This window comes from Thermaerobacter sp. PB12/4term (assembly GCF_003403315.2).
Taxonomy (GTDB): Bacteria; Bacillota; Sulfobacillia; order Thermaerobacterales; family Thermaerobacteraceae; genus Thermaerobacter.
Map to the genome: position 1 here is coordinate 1,534,038 of NZ_CP048407.1, position 18,896 is coordinate 1,552,933.

General features: G+C 73.8%; 14 protein-coding genes and 1 riboswitch. Of the genes, 7 read left to right on the plus strand and 7 right to left on the minus strand.

The genetic code is table 11. The features are described 5' to 3' along the window. Positions 1-26: 26 nt before the first annotated feature. The 3 genes from DYI95_RS06400 to DYI95_RS06410 form a co-directional block, all read right to left on the minus strand. Positions 27-1,154 (minus strand): homoserine dehydrogenase, encoded by a 1,128-nt coding sequence (locus DYI95_RS06400; protein ID WP_116900606.1) that lies wholly within the window; start codon positions 1,152-1,154, stop codon positions 27-29. Continuing rightward, entirely contained in the window at positions 1,151-2,341 is a 1,191-nt protein-coding gene (locus DYI95_RS06405) for a homoserine O-acetyltransferase (protein WP_116900605.1), read from the minus strand. The genes DYI95_RS06400 and DYI95_RS06405 overlap by 4 nt, the downstream gene beginning before the upstream one ends. A gap of 95 nt (positions 2,342-2,436) precedes the next feature. Further along, positions 2,437-2,555: riboswitch (SAM riboswitch) on the minus strand. A gap of 102 nt (positions 2,556-2,657) precedes the next feature. Next, on the minus strand, positions 2,658-3,563 hold the full coding sequence (locus DYI95_RS06410) for a M48 family metallopeptidase (protein WP_243149655.1): 906 nt from the start codon (positions 3,561-3,563) through the stop codon (positions 2,658-2,660). A 343-nt stretch (positions 3,564-3,906) separates the two neighbouring features. On the opposite strand from DYI95_RS06410, the gene DYI95_RS06415 reads away from it, so the two are divergent. The 3 genes from DYI95_RS06415 to sfsA are packed head-to-tail and all read left to right on the plus strand — an operon-like array spanning position 3,907 to position 6,480. Next, a complete protein-coding gene (locus DYI95_RS06415; RefSeq protein ID WP_116900603.1) occupies positions 3,907-4,344 on the plus strand; it encodes a cupredoxin domain-containing protein in 438 nt (145 codons plus the stop codon). A gap of 58 nt (positions 4,345-4,402) precedes the next feature. Then, positions 4,403-5,461 carry a biotin--[acetyl-CoA-carboxylase] ligase gene (locus DYI95_RS06420; RefSeq protein ID WP_116900602.1) on the plus strand — a complete coding sequence of 353 codons (1,059 nt, stop codon included), beginning with the start codon at positions 4,403-4,405 and terminating at the stop codon, positions 5,459-5,461. Beyond that, positions 5,458-6,480: a DNA/RNA nuclease SfsA gene (sfsA, locus tag DYI95_RS06425; protein WP_116900601.1), complete on the plus strand. Its 1,023-nt coding sequence runs from the start codon at positions 5,458-5,460 to the stop codon at positions 6,478-6,480. The genes DYI95_RS06420 and sfsA overlap by 4 nt, the downstream gene beginning before the upstream one ends. 95 nt (positions 6,481-6,575) lie before the next feature. Here the strand turns inward: sfsA and DYI95_RS06430 are convergent, their stop codons facing one another. The 3 genes from DYI95_RS06430 to DYI95_RS13080 all read right to left on the minus strand — a co-directional run bounded on the left by DYI95_RS06430 (position 6,576) and on the right by DYI95_RS13080 (position 11,187). Continuing rightward, positions 6,576-7,484: a MurR/RpiR family transcriptional regulator gene (locus DYI95_RS06430; RefSeq protein WP_116900600.1), complete on the minus strand. Its 909-nt coding sequence runs from the start codon at positions 7,482-7,484 to the stop codon at positions 6,576-6,578. A 75-nt stretch (positions 7,485-7,559) separates the two neighbouring features. Continuing rightward, entirely contained in the window at positions 7,560-8,894 is a 1,335-nt protein-coding gene (locus tag DYI95_RS06435; protein ID WP_006903854.1) for a Glu/Leu/Phe/Val dehydrogenase, read from the minus strand. 190 nt (positions 8,895-9,084) lie between these two features. Then, positions 9,085-11,187: an ABC-F family ATP-binding cassette domain-containing protein gene (locus DYI95_RS13080; RefSeq protein WP_203530585.1), complete on the minus strand. Its 2,103-nt coding sequence runs from the start codon at positions 11,185-11,187 to the stop codon at positions 9,085-9,087. A 135-nt stretch (positions 11,188-11,322) separates the two neighbouring features. On the opposite strand from DYI95_RS13080, the gene DYI95_RS06445 reads away from it, so the two are divergent. After that, positions 11,323-13,011, plus strand: a complete 1,689-nt coding sequence (locus tag DYI95_RS06445) for an acyl-CoA synthetase (protein ID WP_116900598.1) — start codon at positions 11,323-11,325, stop codon at positions 13,009-13,011. 136 nt (positions 13,012-13,147) lie between these two features. Here DYI95_RS06445 and DYI95_RS06450 read toward each other — a convergent pair whose 3' ends face one another. Further along, positions 13,148-14,116 (minus strand): patatin-like phospholipase family protein, encoded by a 969-nt coding sequence (locus DYI95_RS06450; protein WP_116900597.1) that lies wholly within the window; start codon positions 14,114-14,116, stop codon positions 13,148-13,150. A 276-nt stretch (positions 14,117-14,392) separates the two neighbouring features. On the opposite strand from DYI95_RS06450, the gene DYI95_RS06455 reads away from it, so the two are divergent. The 3 genes from DYI95_RS06455 to DYI95_RS06465 all read left to right on the plus strand — a co-directional run bounded on the left by DYI95_RS06455 (position 14,393) and on the right by DYI95_RS06465 (position 18,804). Continuing rightward, complete coding sequence (locus tag DYI95_RS06455) at positions 14,393-16,429, plus strand: spore germination protein (protein WP_116900596.1); 2,037 nt, start codon at positions 14,393-14,395, stop codon at positions 16,427-16,429. 66 nt (positions 16,430-16,495) lie between these two features. Beyond that, the gene (locus DYI95_RS06460) at positions 16,496-17,683 is read left to right on the plus strand and encodes a GerAB/ArcD/ProY family transporter (RefSeq protein WP_116900658.1); all 1,188 of its coding nucleotides are present in this window, start codon (positions 16,496-16,498) and stop codon (positions 17,681-17,683) included. Then, complete coding sequence (locus tag DYI95_RS06465; protein ID WP_116900595.1) at positions 17,680-18,804, plus strand: Ger(x)C family spore germination protein; 1,125 nt, start codon at positions 17,680-17,682, stop codon at positions 18,802-18,804. Before DYI95_RS06460 ends, DYI95_RS06465 begins: the two co-directional genes overlap by 4 nt. The last annotated feature ends 92 nt before the right edge of the window (positions 18,805-18,896 follow it).

An 18,896-nucleotide genomic window follows, 5' to 3' on the forward strand; every position in this document is an offset into this window, starting at 1 on the left:
GCGGAGCCCGGCGGCCGGCGAGCCGTTCAACCTTCCGTCAACCTCAGTTTAACCGCCGCAGCCGCCGGATCCTGCCACTCGGTGTCGAACCCGGCGCGGGGCACGGCCGGCGAGGGCTCCACGGCCACGGACCGGCCGGCCTCCAGGTCCGGCAACGGCAGGCGGTCGCCCCGCCAGATGGCGATCAGGTCGGCCAGGACGGCGCTGGCGGTGGCATCGCCGCCGGCCCCGGGCCCGGCAAACCGCACCGTGCCCACCGGATCCGCCTCGATCAGGATCATATTCTCCACCCCCGCCGCCTGCAGCAGGGGGTCGTGGGGCGGCAACATCTGCGGCTCCACGGCCAGCCGGGGGGCGGGCCCCGTCCACTCGGCGGTGGCCACCAGGCGCCAGCGGGCCGGGCCGCCGCCCTGGCGAGCCGCCTCACCCCCGCCCCCTCCCTCCTGCAGGGCACGGCGAAAGGCCGGGTCGTCCAGCCCGCGACAGGCCACGGCGGTCCAGGCCACGGGCTCGCCCGTCACCAGGGTCGCCAGGATGGCCAGTTTGCGGGCCGCGTCGCGCCCCGACAGGTCGTCGCTGGGATCGGCTTCCGCATAGCCGGCGGCCTGGGCGGCACGAACCGCGTCCTCCAGGGTGGCACCCTGCTCCACCTGGGTGAGGACGAAATTGCAGGTGCCATTCAGGACCGCCCGCAGGCGGCGCACCCGGTTGGCCGCCAGGCACCTTAGCAGCGGGCGAATGATGGGCACCCCGCCGGCCACCGCCCCTTCGAAGGCCAGCTCCACCCCGTGCCGGCGGGCCACCGCCGACAGGGTCGCCAGGGATTCGGCCAGAAGGGCCTTGTTGGCGGTGATCACGTGGCGGCCGGCTTCCAGGGCCCGCAGGACGTACTGGCGGGCCGGTTCGACACCGCCGATGAGCTCGATCACCACGTCGACCTCAGGATCGCCCAGCAGCTGGTCGGCATCGGTGGTGAGCAGGCTGCGGTCGACGGCCGCCGGCCGCGGCTTGCCGGGGTGGCGTACCAGGATCCCCTTCAGCCGCGGCACGCCACCCAGCCGCGCCACCAGCCAGGGTGGCGGGTTGACCAACCGGCGCGCCACCGCACTGCCCACGGTGCCCAGACCCAGCAGCGCCACCACGGGACCCTTCACGGGCGCCCCTCCCCCACCGCCGCCACTGCCCCGGCCTGCGCGGGCGCGGTGGCAGCACCGGGTTCTTCCAGCCAGTCCATCACCCGGCGGGCCACCCCCGCGGAGTCCACGAGGAAGCTGTCGTGGCCCCAGGGAGCCTTCCAGACCTGCCACGTGACATTCTTGCCCGCCCGGCGCAGGGCCTGGACCAGCCGCCGCTGCTCGTCCACGGGGTAGAGCAGGTCCGAGGTGATGCTGAGCACATACATGCGGCCCTGGACCCGGGCCGCGGCGCCCTCCAGCCCGCCCCGGCCCCGGCCTACGTCGTGGAGATCCATGGCCCGGGTCAGGGTCACGTACGTGGCGGGGTCAAACCGGCGCACCAGCTTTTCCCCCTGGTAGTGCAGGTAGCTTTCGATCTGGAACCGGAAGGCCTCGGCCGGGCCCGCCGGCGCGGTGGCGTACGAGCCCAGCCGCTGGGCGACCGGGTCGGCGCCCGCCGGGACCTCTTCCCGGCCAAAGCGCGCCTCCCACTCCTCGCGACCCCGGTAGGTGGTCATGGCCAGCATCCGGGCCAGGGCCAGCCCGCGGCGGGGTGGGCGGGCGGCGGGATAGTCGCCGCCCTGCCAGGCGGGGTCTGCGAAGATCGCCTGGCGCTGCACCTCGTTCCAGGCGATGGCATGGGGCGAGGCGGCCGGCGGCGCCGCCAGGACGGCCGCCGCTCCCACCCGCTCGGGGTAGGTGACGGCCCACTCCAGCGCCTGCATGCCGCCCAGGGAACCGCCCACCACCAGGGCGAGCCGCCCGATGCCCAGCGCATCCAGAAGCCGGCGCTGGGCATGGACCATGTCCCGCACGGTGATCACGGGAAACCGCCCGCCCCAGGGCCCGTGGCCGGCCTCCGCAGGACTGGCCGGGCCTGTGGACCCGTAACAGCCTCCCAGCACGTTGCTGCAAATGACAAACCAGCGGCGGGTGTCGATGGGCCGGCCCGGGCCCACCGCCGCCTCCCACCAGCCCGGGCGGTCGCCGGGATGGTGGGAGGCCACGTGGGCGTCGCCCGTCAGGGCGTGGCAGATCAGGATGGCGTTCTGGCGCTGGGGGTCCCAGCGACCCCAGGTCTCGTAGGCCAGTTCGGCCCGGGGCAGGTGGCCGCCCTGCTCCAGGGGCAGGGGGCCCACCTCGACATGGCCGCGACAGGGGATCACCGCGTCCCCCTCCCTCCCGCGCCCGCTCCCCGAAGGGGTCCCGGATAAGAAACTACCCCTCCCGAGAGGGAAGGGCCGAAAGGATTTCCGGCGCCCTCTCATCTCTCAGGATCCGCACGGATCCTGCAGGAGTTGGCACCTTACCGGCCGTCCAGGCACGGCCGGCGGTTGCCGGGCTTCATCGGGCCAGTCCCTCCGCCACTCTGGATAAGAGAGCAGACGCGCTCTGTGATTGTTGAAAGTGATGCTATCATGCCGGCTCCGGCAGGTCAACGATCCCGGCCCCCGGCCAGGACGGCCTTGCGCGCCGGTGCCCTCACAAGCCGGCATCGGCCGGGGAAGGGCCGATGGAGCGCGCCGGCCGCAGCCAGGCCGGCACATAACTCCAGGCCGCCCGGAGCTGGCGCCGGTGTTCCGCCGCCCGGGGATCATGCCGTTCCACCAGGGCCCAGAAGGCGGGGCCGTGGTTGAGGTGGACGGTGTGACAGAGCTCGTGGATCAGCACGTGCTCCACCAGCTCGGGCGGCAGGAAGAGCAGCTTCAGGCTCAGGCGCACGTGGTGCCTGGCGGAACAGCTGCCCCAGCGGGTCTTGGGGCAGCCGATGGACGAACCCGCCAGGCGAAAGCCCCGCTCCCGCGCCAGCCGTTCCAGCCAGGGCAGCAGGGTCGCCCGTGCCCTGGCGGCCAGCCAGCCCCTGAGGGGAGGCCCCCAGGCGGCGGGCTCCTGCTCCCCGGCTCGGGCCGGTAGACGGATCTGCCCGGCCAGGCGTGCGCCCGCAGGCGGCGGTTCCCCCTGTTCATCCGTGGCCCAGCCTGTGAAGAGGGTCCGCTGCGGGGACGGGCCGGCGGCAGCATTGCGCCCCCCGCTGGCGGCGTCGTTCAGGGTGGGCCGGCCCGCCGGCACCACGGCCCACACCTCCCCTAGCGCCCGCAGCCAGAGCCAGGCCGGAGGAGCCAGGCCGGCGCCATCCCGCCGGAGCAAAGGATCACCCGCCCCGCCGCCGGCAGCCCGGGCCTGCTGTTCCAGCCGCTGCCGGGCCCGCTGGATCCAGGCCGCATGCTGGGCCACCACCTGGGGCACCCGGTGCAGCCGGTATCCGGGCGGAACGACGACCACCAGGCCGTCGGCCGGCGACAACACCAGCCGCACCCGGCGCGCCCGGGCGCTGACCCGGACGGTATAGGGGGGCAGGCCCTCCGGTCCGGCTCCGCCCGGCCTCATGCCCCCCGGTGGCCGCTGCCTCCGGCCCCTGAACCCCTCCCCCATGCATCGCCCTCCCTTTCCTTGCCGACGGCTGCCTCCGCCTGCCCAGGTTCCCGCCCGGCCGCGCCGCGTGCCCGGGCGGGCAGGCGGACCCGCCCCCGGCCGCCCTGGAAGTCCGCATCGCGGTCGCTCTGTCCTGGTTCGCCCGGCCGTTGCCCGCCCCCTTGTGGACAACCGCTGCCCGGCCCCGGCGGCCGCTGCGCATGGAGAGTCACCAGGTCGGCATACATTGGTTCCGTAAGGGCGCCCGGCCGCCGCCCCCAACCGGCCGGGAAACGGCCCCTTGCGGGGAGGTGCCATCGTGTCCGACGGGGCTGCACCGGGGCCCGCTGCCCGCTCGGTGATCGCCCTGCTTGTGTCCGCCGCCCTGCTGGCCGGCGCCCTGGGCCTGCACCTGCGGTCGACCCGCCCCGGCGTGGCCAGCGTCACCGCACCGGGGCGGCCCGTGGCCGACCGGGTGATCCGGCTGTCGGAGTACGCCTACCAACCGGCGGTCATCGAGGTCCGGCAGGGGGCCCGGGTGCGCCTGACCCTGATCAATACGGGGCGGGAAGAACACGAGCTGGAGATTGACGGCTATGGCATCGAGGTGGCCGGCCTGCGGCCGGGAACCAGCGTCCGGCTGATCTTCAATGCCGATCTTCCAGGCCGTTTCGAGCTGGCCTGCCACATGCCCGGCCACTACGAGAAGGGGATGCGCGGGATCCTGGTGGTCCACCCGGCCGATACCCAGCGCTAGGCGCCGCGGCACCCTGTGCCGGGCCCGGCGTGGTATGGTGTTGCCGGGAGGAAACGCCATGCCCGCAAAGGATGCCGTGAAATGGGATGGGCCCCGCCCGCGCAGCCGGGTGCTGGCGGCCCTGCTGGCCGCCGGAGGGAAGCCGGTCTCGGGCGCCGCCCTGGCGGAGGACCTGGGCATCAGCCGCACCGCCCTCTGGAAGCACATCGAAGCCCTGCGCCGGGACGGCTGGCCTGTGGGCGGCCGCCCCCACCAGGGCTACACCCTGGACCCCGGGGCCGCCCGCCAGCTGGCAGCCCGCCGGTTCGTCCCCGACCTGCTGGAGGCCCGCCGCGCGGGAGCGCGCCTGGGCCACACCGTCCACTGGCTCGCCGAGGTGGGGTCGACCAACGACGTGGCCCGCCGGCTGGCGGAGGCGGGCGCACCCGAGGGCACCATGGTGGTGGCGGATCGCCAGGTGGCCGGGCGGGGGCGCCTGCGCCGGGCCTGGTGGAGCCCGCCCGGTGGCCTGTGGATGTCCCTGATCCTGCGGCCCGCCCTGCCCCCGGAACACCTGCCCCTTTTGACGCTGGCCGCCGCGGCGGCAGTGGCCGAGGCGGTGGAGGGCCTGGCCGGCCGGCCGGTCCAGGTGAAGTGGCCCAACGACGTGCTGGTCGACGACCGGAAGGTGGCCGGCATCCTGCTGGAGACGGTCAGCCACCCCCACGGTGCCGAGTACGTGGTGGCAGGCATCGGGGTCAACCTGGACGTGGAGGGCGAGCCGGTGCCGGCCGAGCTGGCCGGCCGCCTGACCTGGCTGGCCCGGGAGGCCGGCCGCCGGGTGACGCGGAACGAGCTGGCGGAGGCGATCCTCCAGCGGCTGGAGGAACGTTACGCCCAGCTGCACCAGGAAGGTCCCGGCCCGGTGCTGGCCGCCTGGCGCAGCCGTGCCGCCTGGCTGGGGGAGCCGGTGCGGGTGGCCTTGCCCGCCGGTGAGGTGGCCGGCATCGCCCTGGACGTGGCACCCGACGGTTCCCTGGTGGTCGAACAGGCCGGCGGCCGGCGCCAGCGCATCCTGGCCGGCGACGTGCAGCGCCTGCGGCCCGCCGGGACTCCTCCCGGGGCGGGATCGGGGTGAGCGGCCCGGTGAACGTCGCCCTGCCCTGGCCTTCCCCCCTGGTGCCCGTGACCATCCTGCGGCGCCTCAACCGCTTTGCGGTGGAGGCGGTTCCGGCCAGCCCCGGCGCCGGCGACCCGGCGAGCGGCCGCGCCGGAACGGACCAGCCCCGGGACAGGCCCTGCGGGCCGGGCCATGCCGCCGGCAGGACCGCTGCCGCAGCGGTTGGCGGGGCCGGCGACGGGGCCGCAGGCAAGGTCCTGCGGCTGCACCTGCCCAACTCCGGCCGCATGGCCGAGCTGCTGGTCCCCGGCACCCCCGGCCTGGCATGGATTCCCTCCGCGACCCCGCAGCCGGAGCAGCAGGCGGGCGGCACCCCCGCCGCCTCCCGCCGGCAGGCCCGTGCCCCCCTGGGCCCGCCGCAGCCTCTGCCTGGCCCGGCCAGTCCGGCGGTACTGCAGCTCCCACCCCCCTCCGGAACCGCGGGACGGGCGGGATCCGCTGCGGCGGGCGGCCGGCGGACGGCGGGCGATCTGCTGCTGGTGTCCTTCAACGGGCGGTGGGTGTCCGTCGACGCCCGGATGCCCAACCGGCTCTTCGCCGCCGCCCTCGACCGGCGGGCCCTGCTGCCCTTCGCCGCCTACCGCCGCTGGCAGACCGAGGTTCCCTGGGGCGCCGGCCGGTTGGACTTTCGCCTGGACGGGGCCGGAGCACCGGTCCGGCCCTGCCTGGTGGAGACCAAGTCGTGCAACCTGGTGGAGGACGGCACGGCCCTTTTCCCCGACGCCCCCACCGCCCGCGGCGCCCGCCACCTGGAGGAGCTGGCCCAGGCGGTCCGCCAGGGCTGGCGGGCCGCCGTGGTCTGGTTCGTCCAGCGGGACGACGCCGCCCGCCTGGCACCCCACCGCCGGGCGGACCCCCACTTTGCCGCCGCCCTGGCCCGGGCCCGGGCGGCCGGGGTCGAGGCGTACGCCTACCGCTGCCAGGTGAGCCCCGCCGGGATTTGCCTTCTGGGACCCATTCCGGTGGTGCCGGAATAGGGGGCGAGGAGGCGCCGGGGCCGGCTGGCTCCCGCAACCCGCCCCCCAGCGTCCCGGCCGGCGCCCCTGGCCGGCGGGCACGGCGGGCGGGCACGTCAGGGCCCGGCGTCGCCGCCTGCCTCGCCAGGCCCGACGATCCGGTCGGAGCGGCGTTCTTCCTTCAGGTAGGTGCCCTGGCGGTCCCAGAGGTCTTCCAGTTCCCGCAGGGCGGCCCGCACCTTCTCGGGCTGGGTCAGGGCGACGGCGGTGATGAGGGCGTTGATGACGCTGAGCGGCGCCACCAGCGAGTCGGCGAAGGAGGGGGACTCGGAGCGGGCAGGAAGCACGATGGCGGCGTCTTCCACCAGCGGCGAGACTACGCTGTCGGTGATGAGGACGGTGCGCGCTCCCCGCCGGGCGGCCAGGCGAAAAGCCTCGGCGGTGGCCCGGGCGTAGCGGGGAAAGGTGACGGCCACCACCACGTCGGCCGGGCCGGCCGCCATCAGCTCCTCCAGGGCGGTCCCCGCGTGGGTAAGGGTGCGGGCATTGCGCAGCATCAGCTGGAGGTAGTACCCCAGGTAGTGGGCCAGCGCCGCGGCGCTGCGGTGCCCCACCACGTAGATGGCCCGGGCGCGCTGCAGGGCGCTGACGGCCTCGGCAAAGCGGTCCCGCGGCAGCGAGGCCAGGGTGGCGCGGATGTTGTCCATGTCGGTGCGGAGGACGGTGTCCAGGATGGTCTCCGCCCGCTCGCCCCGCTCCTCCGCCAGCACCAGGCGGTCGGCGGCGGACAGGCGGGCCCGAAGCTGGTCCTGCAGGTCCCGCTGCAGCTCGGGGTAGCCGCTGTAGCCCAGGGCGATGGCGAACCGCACCACCGTCGATTCGCTGACCCCTACCGCCGCCCCCAGGCGGGCGGCGGTCATGAAAGCCGCCCGGGGCTCGTTCTGCAGGATGAACTCGGCCAGCTGGCGCTGGGCCCGGCTTAGCCGCCCCGCCCGCTTGCGCAGGCGCTCCGCGAAGCTTGCCATGACCGCCTCCCTGCGCGGCAAGGGCCGGCCGCGGCGGGCCGGCCCCACCCGACTCCCGCACGTTCTGCTTCAACGTTACACCGGCGTGGCGGGCTCGCGAAAGACGTCGACGGCCGCTTCCGCCGGCTCCGGCTGGGGCACGTGGTGGTAGTCGGTGGCGGGCACCCAGCCCCGGGCGATCAGCGCCTCGGCCAGGCGGTCGATGGCCACCATGTAGGCCGCCAGGCGCATGGGGACGGACTCTTCCACATGACAGCGGTAGACCGCCTTGAAGGCGCCGACCATGAGGCGCTCCAGCTGCCGCACCACCTGTTCTTCCGACCAGTAGTACTGCATCAGGTTCTGGACCCACTCGAAGTAGGAGACCGTGACGCCGCCGGCGTTGGCCAGGATGTCCGGCAGCACGAAGATGCCCCGCCGGTAGAGGATCTCGTCGGCCTCCGGGGTGGTGGGGCCGTTGGCCCCTTCGGCGATGATGCGCGCCTGGATGTGGGGCGCGTTCTCCTCGGTGATCACGTTCTCCAGGGCGGCGGGAACCAGCACGTCCACCGGCAGCCGGAACAGGGCCTCGTTGTCGATGGGCTGGCCGCCCGGGAAGTCGCGCACCGTCCCGTTCTGGCGGCCGTAGGCAAAGAGCGCCTCGACGTCGAGCCCCGCCGGGTTGTAGACGCCGCCGTAGGCGTCCACCACCGCCACCACCCGGGTGCCCGCGCGGTGCAGGTAGCGGGCCACCCAGCTGCCGACCTTGCCGAAGCCCTGGATGGCCGCGGTCATCTGCTGCATGTCCATGCCCAGGACCCGGGCGGCCTCCCGGATGGTGACCACCACGCCCCGCCCTGTGGCCTCGCCCCGGCCGCGGGAACCGCCCAGGACCAGCGGCTTGCCCGTGATCACCGCCGGGTTGGGGTGGCCGGTGATCCGGGAGAACTCGTCCAGCATCCAGCCCATCACCTGGTCCGACGTGTTGACGTCGGGTGCCGGGATGTCCCGGTCGGGACCGATGAACCCGGCCAGCGCGCGGATGTAGCCGCGGCTGAGTTCCTCCAGCTCCCGCCGGGAAAGCTCCCGCGGATCGCAGATCACGCCGCCCTTGGCCCCGCCGTAGGGGAGCCCCAGCAGGGCGCACTTGAAGGTCATCCAGATGGCCAGGGCCTTGACCTCGTCCAGGTCGACCCGGGGGTGGAAGCGGATGCCTCCCTTGGTGGGTCCCAGCACGTCGCAGTGCTGGGCACGATAGCCCTTGAAAAGCTTGAGCCGGCCGTTGTCCATCCGGACGGGAATGGACACCTCGATGACACGGGCCGGCTCTTTCAGCAACTCATATACGTCGGGCCCCAGCCCCAGCCGCTCGACCACGGCGGCCAGCTGCTTCTGGGCAGCCCTCAGAGGCGAGTGCTGTGCCTCCGGCATGGTGCGCTGTTCCCCCTCGCGGGCTCGTGCTGGCCACTCCGACCCGCTGCATACCGGTGAATGCGCGGTGAAGCGCACGGAGCAAGTCTTCCGTCAGCATTATACGCCGCTGCAGGATCACCGTCATCGATGGCCGGCAGCCCGGAAGGGGCGTCCCGGGCCATAGACCGCGCCTGTCACGGGCCTGGCGTCACTGCAGGGCGGCGGCGCCGCCGCCCTCGCGCCCCCGCCCCGGCACGGCGGCTTGTTCCAGCAGCTGGCTCAGGCCCTCCCATTCCGCCAGGCGCGCCTCAAGCTCCCGGGCCAGGCTTTCCGCCCGGCGGGCCGCGGACGCCACCGCCGCGCCACCCCGGGCCAGGAAGGCGGGGTCCGAAAGCTTTTGCACCAGGCCGGCCTGCTCCTGCTCCAGCTGGGCAATCACCTCTTCCAGCGACCGGACCTGCTGGACCAGCCGGCGCAGCCGGTCGCGGGAGAGGTTACCCGCCGGCGCTGGCCGGGACGGCCCGCCCTCGGCGGCTCCGCCCTTCGCTTGTCCGGCGACGCCGGCGGCCGGCCCCCGGGGCGGCGGCTGGATCAGGGTGGTACCGGCCTCCGGCCCGGCGGGTTCCGCCCGCTGGCTCAGGCGGGCCGCCAGCCAGCGGCTGAGAGGTCCCGGCGCCTGCTCGACCCGGCCATCTTCCACCCACCAGATGGTCTCTACCAGAGGCTCCAGAAAGGCGCGATCGTGGCTTGTCACCACCAGCGTCCCGGGGTAGCGGGCCAGGGCCTCTTCCAGGACCTCCCGGGTCTCCAGGTCCAGGTGGTTGGTCGGCTCGTCCAGGATCAGCACGTTGGCCCGCAGGGCGGCCAGCCGGGCCAGGATGAGCCGGCTGCGCTCGCCACCGCTCAAGGATCCCACCGGCTGGTGGACGGCCTCCCCGCGGAAGAGGAAGCGCGCCAGGGCGTGACGGGCCTCGGCCACGGTCATGCCCGTGGCCGCCACGTACTCTTCCAGGACCGTGCGCCGGGGATCGGTCAGGCCCAGAAGCTGGTCCAGGTAACCCAGCCGGACGCCGTCGCCGCGCACCACCTGGCCCGCCACGGGTTGCAGGTCGCCGGCCAGCAGCCGCAACAGGGTCGACTTCCCGGCCCCGTTGGGCCCCAGCACGCCGATGCGCTGTCCCCGCCGCACCACGGCGCGGAGGTTGCGGAAGAGCCACGGGCCCTCACCGTAGCGGTGGCCCACCGCCTCCAGGCGGAACACCACCTCGTGGGATGGGCTGCCCGCGTCCAGGCGGATGCGGGGCAGCGGCGGCGGTGGCGGCGGCGGTGGGGGCGCCTCCCGCTCCAGGCGCTCCAGCTTCTTTTCCCGGTCCTTCGCCTGGGTGGCCCGGTTACCGGCCCGGTACCGGGCCACGAAGCCCTCCAGCCGGCGGCGTTCTTCCTGGTAGGCGCGGTAGTCGGCAGCCGCCTGCTCGCGGCGCAGGCTGCGCTCCCGGCGGTAGGCGTCGTAGTTTCCCGCGTACAGCTCCAGCCGCCCGTCCACCAGCTCGGCCATGCGGTTGCAGGCCCGGGCCAGAAGGCCCCTGTCATGGGACACCAGCACCACGGCCCCGGGGTACGCGGCCAGGTGGTCCTCCAGCCAGGCCGCCGCCGCCACGTCCAGGTGGTTGGTCGGCTCGTCCAGGAGCAGCAGCTGCGGGCGGGCCACCAGGACCCGGGCCAGGCCCAGGCGCACCCGCTGGCCGCCGCTGAGGGACGCCGGCGGGCGGTCGAACTCGGCCGGGCGGAAGCCGAGCCCCAGCAGGACCTGGCGCGCCCGGGCCTCCATGGCGTAGCCGTCCTGCTGCTGGAACCGCTCCTGGAGCCGCCCGTACCGGTCCAGCAGCCCCTGGAGGGGTTCTCCCTCCGGGCCGGGCGCCCGCGGGCCCCGCGCCGCCGGGGACGGCCGGGAGGCGGTGCGGGCGATGCGGTCTTCCAGTTCCGCCAGCTGGCGGCGCAGGGCCAGCAACTCGCCGAAACCGTCCAGGACCGCTTCCAGGACGGTGCCCCCCTGGGTCGCCGCAGGATCCTGGGGCAGGTAGCCCACGGCCAGGCCCTGGACCCGGTGGACCCGGCCGCCGTCCGGCTCCAGCACCCCGGCCAGGATGCGCAGCAGCGTGGACTTGCCGGCGCCGTTGGGACCCACCAGTCCCAGGCGGTCGCCGGCCCGCACCCGCAAATCGACTCCCCGGAGGATCTCCCGCCCGCCCAGGCTGCGGGTCACGCCCTGGACGTCCAGCAGCACGGCCCCCGGATCCCACCCGCCCGCCACGGCCCTCACCTCCTCCCTTCTTGTACAGGCTGGCCGGCAGCCTGTCGAGGGCGGGGCGGGTTCTTCCATCGCCAGGAAATCCTGCCGCCGCCGGCGAACCACGGTGGCGGATACCACGTCCGAGGGGGATGCGCCATGGGGACCTTTCGCATCGAGGTGCCCGAGCGGTACAACTTCGCCCGCGATACCGTCGACCGCTGGGCGGAAGACCCCGAACGGCTGGCGATGCTGTGGGTGGACGACGAGGGCGGCGGCCATCCCTATACCTTCCGCCATTTCGCCGAGCGCTCCCGCCGGGTGGCGGGACTGTTGCGCTCGCTCGGCATCGGCCGGGGCGACCGGGTGCTGGTGGTGCTGGGCCGGGAGGTCGCCTGGTGGGAGGTCATGCTGGGCCTGATCCGGCTGGGTGCCATTCCCGCCCCGGGGACCACCCTGCTCACCGCCCGGGATCTGGCCTACCGGATCCGGCGTACGGAGGCGGCGGCCATCGTGGCCGATCCGGAGGTGGCGGAGCGGGTCGACACCATCGCCGGCCAGAGCCCTTCCCTGCGGGTCCGCATCGTAACCGGCGGGACGCGGCCCGGCTGGATTCCCTACGAGGAGTCCGTGGCCGCGGCCGGCCCCGACGAGGGGGAGGACACCGCCGCCACCGACCCCATGCTGATCTACTTCACGTCGGGCACCACCGGCTATCCCAAGATGGTCCTGCACGAACACGGCTATCCCCTGGGCCACCGGGTGACGGGCGAGCTCTGGTGCGGCCTGCGTCCCGGCGACCTGCACTGGAACGTCTCCGATACGGGCTGGGCCAAGGCCGCCTGGTCCAGCTTCTGCGGGCCGTGGGTGGCCGGGGCCCAGGTGCTGGTCGACCACAAGCCGGGCAAGTTCGATCCCCAGCGGACCCTGCGGCTCATCGAGCGCCACCGGCCGCAAAGCCTCTGCGCGCCGCCCACGGTGTACCGCCTGCTGGTGCTGGAACCCCTGGACCGCTATGACCTCTCCAGCCTGCGCTCCTGCGTCTCGGCGGGCGAACCCCTGAACCCCGAGGTGATCCACATCTGGCAGAGGGCCACGGGCGTCACCATCCGGGACGGCTACGGCCAGACGGAAACGGTGTGCGTGGTGGCCAACTGGCCCGATCTGCCGGTCAAGCCGGGCTCCATGGGCAAGCCCTCGCCCCATGCCGAGGTGGCCATCATCGACCAGGAGGGACGGGTGCTGCCGCCGGGCCAGGAGGGCGACATCGCCATCCGGGTCGAGCCCCGGCGCCCGGTGGGCATCTTCCGCGAGTACTGGAAGGACCCGGAGGGTACGGCCTCCCGCCGGATCGGCCCGTGGTACATCACCGGGGACCGCGGCATCATGGACGAGGACGGCTACTTCTGGTTCGTCGGCCGGGCCGACGACGTGATCATCAGCGCCGGCTACCGCATCGGCCCCTTCGAGGTGGAAAGCGCCCTGGTGGAGCACCCTGCCGTGGCCGAGGCCGCCGTGGTGGCTAGCCCCGACCCCGTCCGCGGCAGCATCGTCAAGGCCTTCGTGGTGCTGGCGCCGGGCTACGAGCCCAGCACCGCCCTGGCCGCCGAGCTGCAGGAGCACGTGAAGAACACCACCGCACCCTACAAGTACCCGCGGGAGATCGAGTTCGTGCCCGACCTGCCCAAGACCATCTCCGGGAAGATCCGGCGGGTGGAGCTGCGGGAACGGGAAATGCAGCGCAAGGCGGGCCAGGCGCCCGGCGCCGCTGGCGGCACGGGCGGGGCGCCGGGCGCAGCAGGTCCGGCGGGTGGAACGGGTGCCACGGGCAGGACGGCCCAAGGCTAGGCCGGCAGGACGCCAGCGGTGCAGGGCGGTCCGCCACCGCCGTGTCTTCGCGACGAACCGGCCGCAGGCGCGGCCGGCGGGCGGCACGCCGTGCTCAGGCAGGCCAGGCCACCGGCGGGGCCGAGGGCGGTGCCGCCTACACCGCCAGCGGCCCCGCCTGGCCGCGAAAGGCCTGCTTGTAACGGCCGAAGTCCCACTGGCGGAAGAACCGGGCCGCCGCCTCCCGGCCCGCCTGGTACAGGCGGCGCCGCATGGCCGGGTCCAGGTCGAAGTCGGTGGTCCGCACGCCCAGGGTGGGCACGGCCACGGTGCGGGCCGCGGTGTGGGCGTTGGCCAGCTCCTCCCGTGCCTCCAGGGCCGTGCTGACCAGGGCGATCAGGTAACCCACGGGGCCGTCGAAGGGGACGGCCTGGTCCACCGGGTCGGCCAGCCGGAAGCCGAAGGTGGGCCAGGGCGGCACGCCTTCCACGTCGAAGAGCCAGACCGGGAAGTTGGCCACCAGGCCCCCGTCCACCACCAGGCTGGTCTCCGGGCCGTTCGGCCCCGGGTAGACCAGGGGGACAGGCTCGTAGAAATAGGGCAGAGCTGCGCTCATGCGCACCGCCCGGGCCACGGAAAACCCGGCGGGGTCCAGGCCGTAATCCGGCAGGTCGCGGGGCAGCACCAGCAGGCGCCGCCGGGTGACATCGGCCGCCACCACCTGCAGCCGGTAGCGGAAGCGGGGATCGTCGCCGGCCAGGGCGGCGGGCAGCTCCAGATCGCCGAAGGTGCGGACGCCCTTGCGGGCCAGGAGGTCTTCCAGCCACGCCTCCAGGGCCCGGCCCTCGTAGAGCCCGTTCTCCAGCAGCAGGCTGAGCAGGGTGCCCGCCAGGGGCACCCGGTCCAGGGCATCCCGGTCCCGGAACCGGCTGAAGTCGGTGGACTCCATCAGCTGGCGCATCTCGGCCGGCGTGTAGCCGGCAGCGCGCAGGGCGGCCACGATGGCGCCCCCCGAGGTGCCGCCCAGGTTGACCCAGCAGTAGCCCCGTTCTTCCGCCACTTCCAGGGCGCCGACGAGGGCGATGACCCGGACACCGCCCCCTGACAGAACCGCATCGGCGTTCATGACCTGCCTCCCTCTCCCTTGCCGGATTCCCTGGCCGGAGTCGCCGGCCTCGGTCCCTGATCGGAGCCCCTGGCGGGGTCCTGGACCGGGCGCCCGCCCCGCCCGGCCCGCGACCGATCCGGCACCGGAAGACCGCGACCCCGCCGTGCCAGGATATGCAGGGCATCGCCCCGCCGGTCCCCTGCCCCCCACCGCCCCTGCCCCCTGACCCCGCCACCGCCCGGGTGAAGAGGCAGCCGGCCGGAAAAGCTATCCCACGGTCAGGAGGTGGGGACCGTGGGCCGCAGGCTACCGTGGATCCACCGGTGGTGGCCGGGAAGGGACAGCACCCCGGATGCCGGTGCCCGGCCACCGCGTCCCCGGGCCCAAGCCGCCCGTCAAGCGGCGGGTACCACGGAGATCCGGTATGACGGCCCGGCCGGTTGGTGGGCCGTGGCCAATATGCTCGCACCGGCCCCTTCCGATGGGGGCAAGCGGCGGGACACGCCGCCGACCCGCGTCGACCCGGCCTCCCGGAGGGCGCTCAAGCTCTTGCGGCGCCATACCCGCCGGACCCTGGCGGCCATCGACACCCTCCTGGGTCACGCCCGGGAGGCTCCCGGCGGCTACCGGCGCCTCGACGGCCCCGCCCGGCGGGACCTTGAGCGGGCGCGGCGCCAGCTTGCCTATTACATCGGTCCCAGCGACGACATCGTTTACAGGCCCTTCCATTTCGGGCTGTTGCGGGGGCTGGTGGTCTACGCCGAGGGCGTGGTGGATCCCCAGTTTGTCAGCGAGGCAGTGCTGGAGCCCCTGCAGCGCCTGACCGCCGCCCGCTGGGCCGCGGGTGCGGCCGCGGCCGCCGGCGCCGGCAGCGCCGGCGAACACCCCGGCGCCGCTCCCACCACCCCGGGCGGCGCGGAGGTCCGCGGGCCCGCGGTCCCGCCCGCCGGCCTTCGGGAAGCCCACCGGCCCGCCAGCGGGGGTGGCCAGCCGGAGCCGGAGCCTGCGCCCGAATGGGGACGAGGTCCGGCATCCCGCCCTCCGCAAGCCCCGACCCTCCAGCAGGCGGGGCGGTCTGCCCGCCAGCGCGTCCTGCCGGCCGAGCAGGCCGGCCGCCTCGGCCGGCAGCTCCAGCAGGCCCTCACCATCGCCACCGAGGTCCGGCGCACCCGGTCCTACCGCCAGGCGGCTCAGGCCGTGGTCGAGGGCAAGGCCGTCCTGGTGGTGGCGGGGGTGCCCGACATGCTGACCTTCGGCGCCGAGGGCTGGCCCAAGCGCCAGCCCGACGAGCCCGAATCGGAGCGCACCATCCGAGGGCCGCGGGAGGGGCTGGTGGAGACCCTTTCGGACAACCTGGCCCTGATCCGGCGGTTCATCCGGGACCCGTCCTTGCGGGTGCGGAAGATCAAGCTGGGCAAGCTCACCCGCACCCCGGTGGCCATGGTCTACATCGAGAACCTGGCGCCCCAGGCCACCGTAGACGAGGTGTGGGAGCGCCTGCAGAGCATCGACGCCGACGCCATCATCGAAAGCGGCACGGTGGAGGAGTACCTGACGGGCCGGAAGGCGTCCATCTTCCCGCTGGTGCACGCCACCGAACGCACCGACAAGGTGGCGGCCGCCCTGCTGGAGGGACGGGTGGTGGTCCTGGTGGACCGCAGCCCCTTTGCCCTCTTCGTGCCCACGTCCCTGGCCGAGCTCTACCAGAGCCCGGACGACTATTACGTCAACTTCTGGCAGGGCACCGCCGTGCGGCTGCTGCGCATCGTGGGCCTGTTCATCTCCCTGGCCCTGCCCGGGCTGTACATCACCCTGGTGGGGTTTCACCCCGAGCTGATCCCCACCAAGCTGGCCCTGGCCAGCGCCGGCATCCGCCAGGGCACGCCCATGCCGGCAGCCGTAGAGCTCCTGGCCATGGAGTTGCTCTTCGAGCTCTTCCGGGAGGGCGGCCTGCGCCTGCCGGCGGCCGTCGGCCAGACGGTGGGCATCGCCGGCGGCGTGGTGCTGGGGACCGCCGCCGCCCAGGCCGGGTTCGTCTCGGGCATCGTGATCGTGGTGACGGCGGGGACCGCCATCGCCTCCTTTGCGATCCCCAACTACTTCCTTGGCCTGACCTGGCGCATTCTGAAGTTCGCCCTGATCGCCCTGAGTGCCACCTTCGGCCTGACGGGCCTGGTGGCCGGCATGCTGCTGGTGGCGGCCCACCTGGCCGCGGCGGAGTCGGCCGGCGCCCCCTACATGACGCCCTTCGGGCCCATGCGGCCCAAGCGGCTGCTGCGCATGGCGGTGCGGCCGCCCCACTGGGAAAAGGGCGTGGCGGCCCGGCCCTGAGATGCCGGCAGCGATCTGCGCAGGACCCGGCCGGCGGCCCGCACGGGAGGAGGCGAATTGGAACGCATGGCCCAGCAGGCAGGGAGCCGGGTTTCAGCTGCCCCTTCGCCGGCAAGGGCGGCGGCCGGGCCGGCCGCCGTGGCGGGCGCCAGCCGGGCGGGCGTACGGATTTCCGGCCGCGGCCTGGTGGCGCTGTTCTTCTTCACCCTGTTCCAGTTCCAGCTGCTGGACGGGCCCATGTGGCTGGCGCGGGCGGCCGGGCGCTTCGGCTGGCTGGTGGAGCTGCTGGGCGCGCTGATGGGCCTGCCCCTGGTCCTCATGATGGTCGACCTGGCCTCCCGCTTTCCCGGCCAGACCGTGTACCAGTACGCCCGCGTCCTGCTGGGACGCCCGGTGGCCTTCATCCTCAACGGCTTGAGCCTTCTCTACGGCATCATCTTCCTCGGCTACTTCCTGCGCCAGTTCGTCATCGTGGTCCAGACCTACCTGCTGCCCCGCACCCCCATCTGGGCCATCACCGGCCTGGTGGTGGCCGGCATCGTGGTCGTGGTGAGCCTGGGGCCGCTGGCCCTGAACCGGCTGGCCCAGATGCTGCTCATTCCGGTGGTGGTGGCCTCCGGGGTCGTGCTGGGCCTCGCCATGCGCAACGTGGACCTTCTGCTGCTCCAGCCCCTCTGGCCCGTCCCCGCTGCCGTGCTGGCGGCCGCGCCCACGGCCGGATTCCTCCCCTTCGTGCCGATCAAGCACCTGCCGGTCCAGCTGGCGGTGCTGCGGCAGCCCCGGCGGCACGGGCGCTCCCTGGTGGCGACCTACCTGGCCGTGGCCCTGTTCAAGGTCATCGCCACGGGGACCACCCTGGCCATCTTCAGCCACCACGGGGTCGCGCTGATGGCCTGGCCCACCCTGGAGATCCTGCGGGTGGTCCAGGTCCCCCTGGCCCTGCTGGAGGAACTGGGACTGCCCGGCCTGGTGGTGTACCAGGCGGTGCTGTTCGTCTCCAGCGCGGTGTTCTTCGTCACCGATTATGTCGGCCTGCCGGTCTGGCTCGGGCTCGGCCCGCGGGCCATGCCCTGGCTGCTGCCGGTGCTGGCCGCGGCCGTCACCGCACTCTGCCTGGCCCCCCAGGACGAAACCCAGCTCGATCTCATGCGGCAGGTCGTGATGTACGGGGGGCTGTACAGCGCCGCCTTCTATCCCGCGCTGCTCTGGCTGGTGGCCCGCTGGCGGCGGCCGGGGGTGGGGGCGGCCTCATGAGGGGCGCCAAGACCCGCCTGCTGGTCCTCCTGCTGCTGGTGGCGGGTATGCTGACGGGCTGCTGGGACCTGGAGGAGATCGACCGGCGGACGGTGGTGCTGGGGCTCGCCTTCGACACGGACCCGCGCGGGGGCCTCCGCATGGTGGCCTCGCTGCCCGACCCCCGCGCCCTGGTGCCCTCGGGGGGTACGGTGATCGGCCCCCAACCCCAGGAGCCCGCCTTCGTGGTGCTCGAGACCCGGGGCCGCACGGCATCGGACAACCTGGCGGCCCTCCGCGAAGTGACCAGCCGCGACCTGTTTTTGGGCCAGATCCTGGTGGTGGGAGTATCCGAGCGCCTGGCGCGCCAGGGCGTGAGGTCCCTGCTGGAGTTTCTCATGAACAACACCGATATCCCCCGGGCCGCCTGGTTCGTGGTAGCCCCGGGGGACCCTGCGCAGGTCCTGGGCATCAAACCGCCCCAGCAAACCTTCCCCGAGTTCTATCTGGACGACGTGTTTCGCGCCCGGGGCAAGCCGGCAGGTATTCTGGCGATCCCCTACTGGCGGGTCTGGGTGGATACCCTGCTGCCCGGGCGGGATGCCCTGGTGCCGGTGGTCACGCCAGGCCCCCAGCAGCAGATGCGTGTGGCCCAGGCCGCCGCCTTCCGCGGGAGCCGCCTTGCCGGTATCCTCACGGAACGGGAGACCCGCCTCCTCGCCCTGCTCCGGGATGCCCGCAGCACCCTCTGGCAGGTCGACCTCGAGGAGGGCCGCCGTCGTCTTGCCCTGCGCGCCCTGGGCACCGGTGTCCGCATCGTCCCCCTCCCGCCCGGTGCCGGTGGCACGCCCCGCTTTCGCTTCGATGTCACCCTCAACATGACGCTGGTCGAGGTGTACGGCGGCACGCCCGGTCCCACGGAAGAGCTGGAACGCGAGGCCCGCCGCGACCTCACCCGCTCCCTGACCCGGCTGGTCCGGCGACTCCAGGCCATGGGCAGCGACCCCCTGGGTTTCGGCCAGCGCTGGCGCATCGCCTTCCCGAGGCGGTTTGCGGAACAGGACTGGCACCAGCTGTGGGCGCGGGCGCGGGTGGAGGTGCGGGTGCGGCTGACCATCAGCCGCGGCGGGGCTTTCCATTGACGCTCCCTTCCCTCCACCCCGGCAATGTGGTATGCCGGTGTACGGAAATGGTTCGAGGCACGAAGGATTGGAGACGCTCCGGCGTGCCCTGC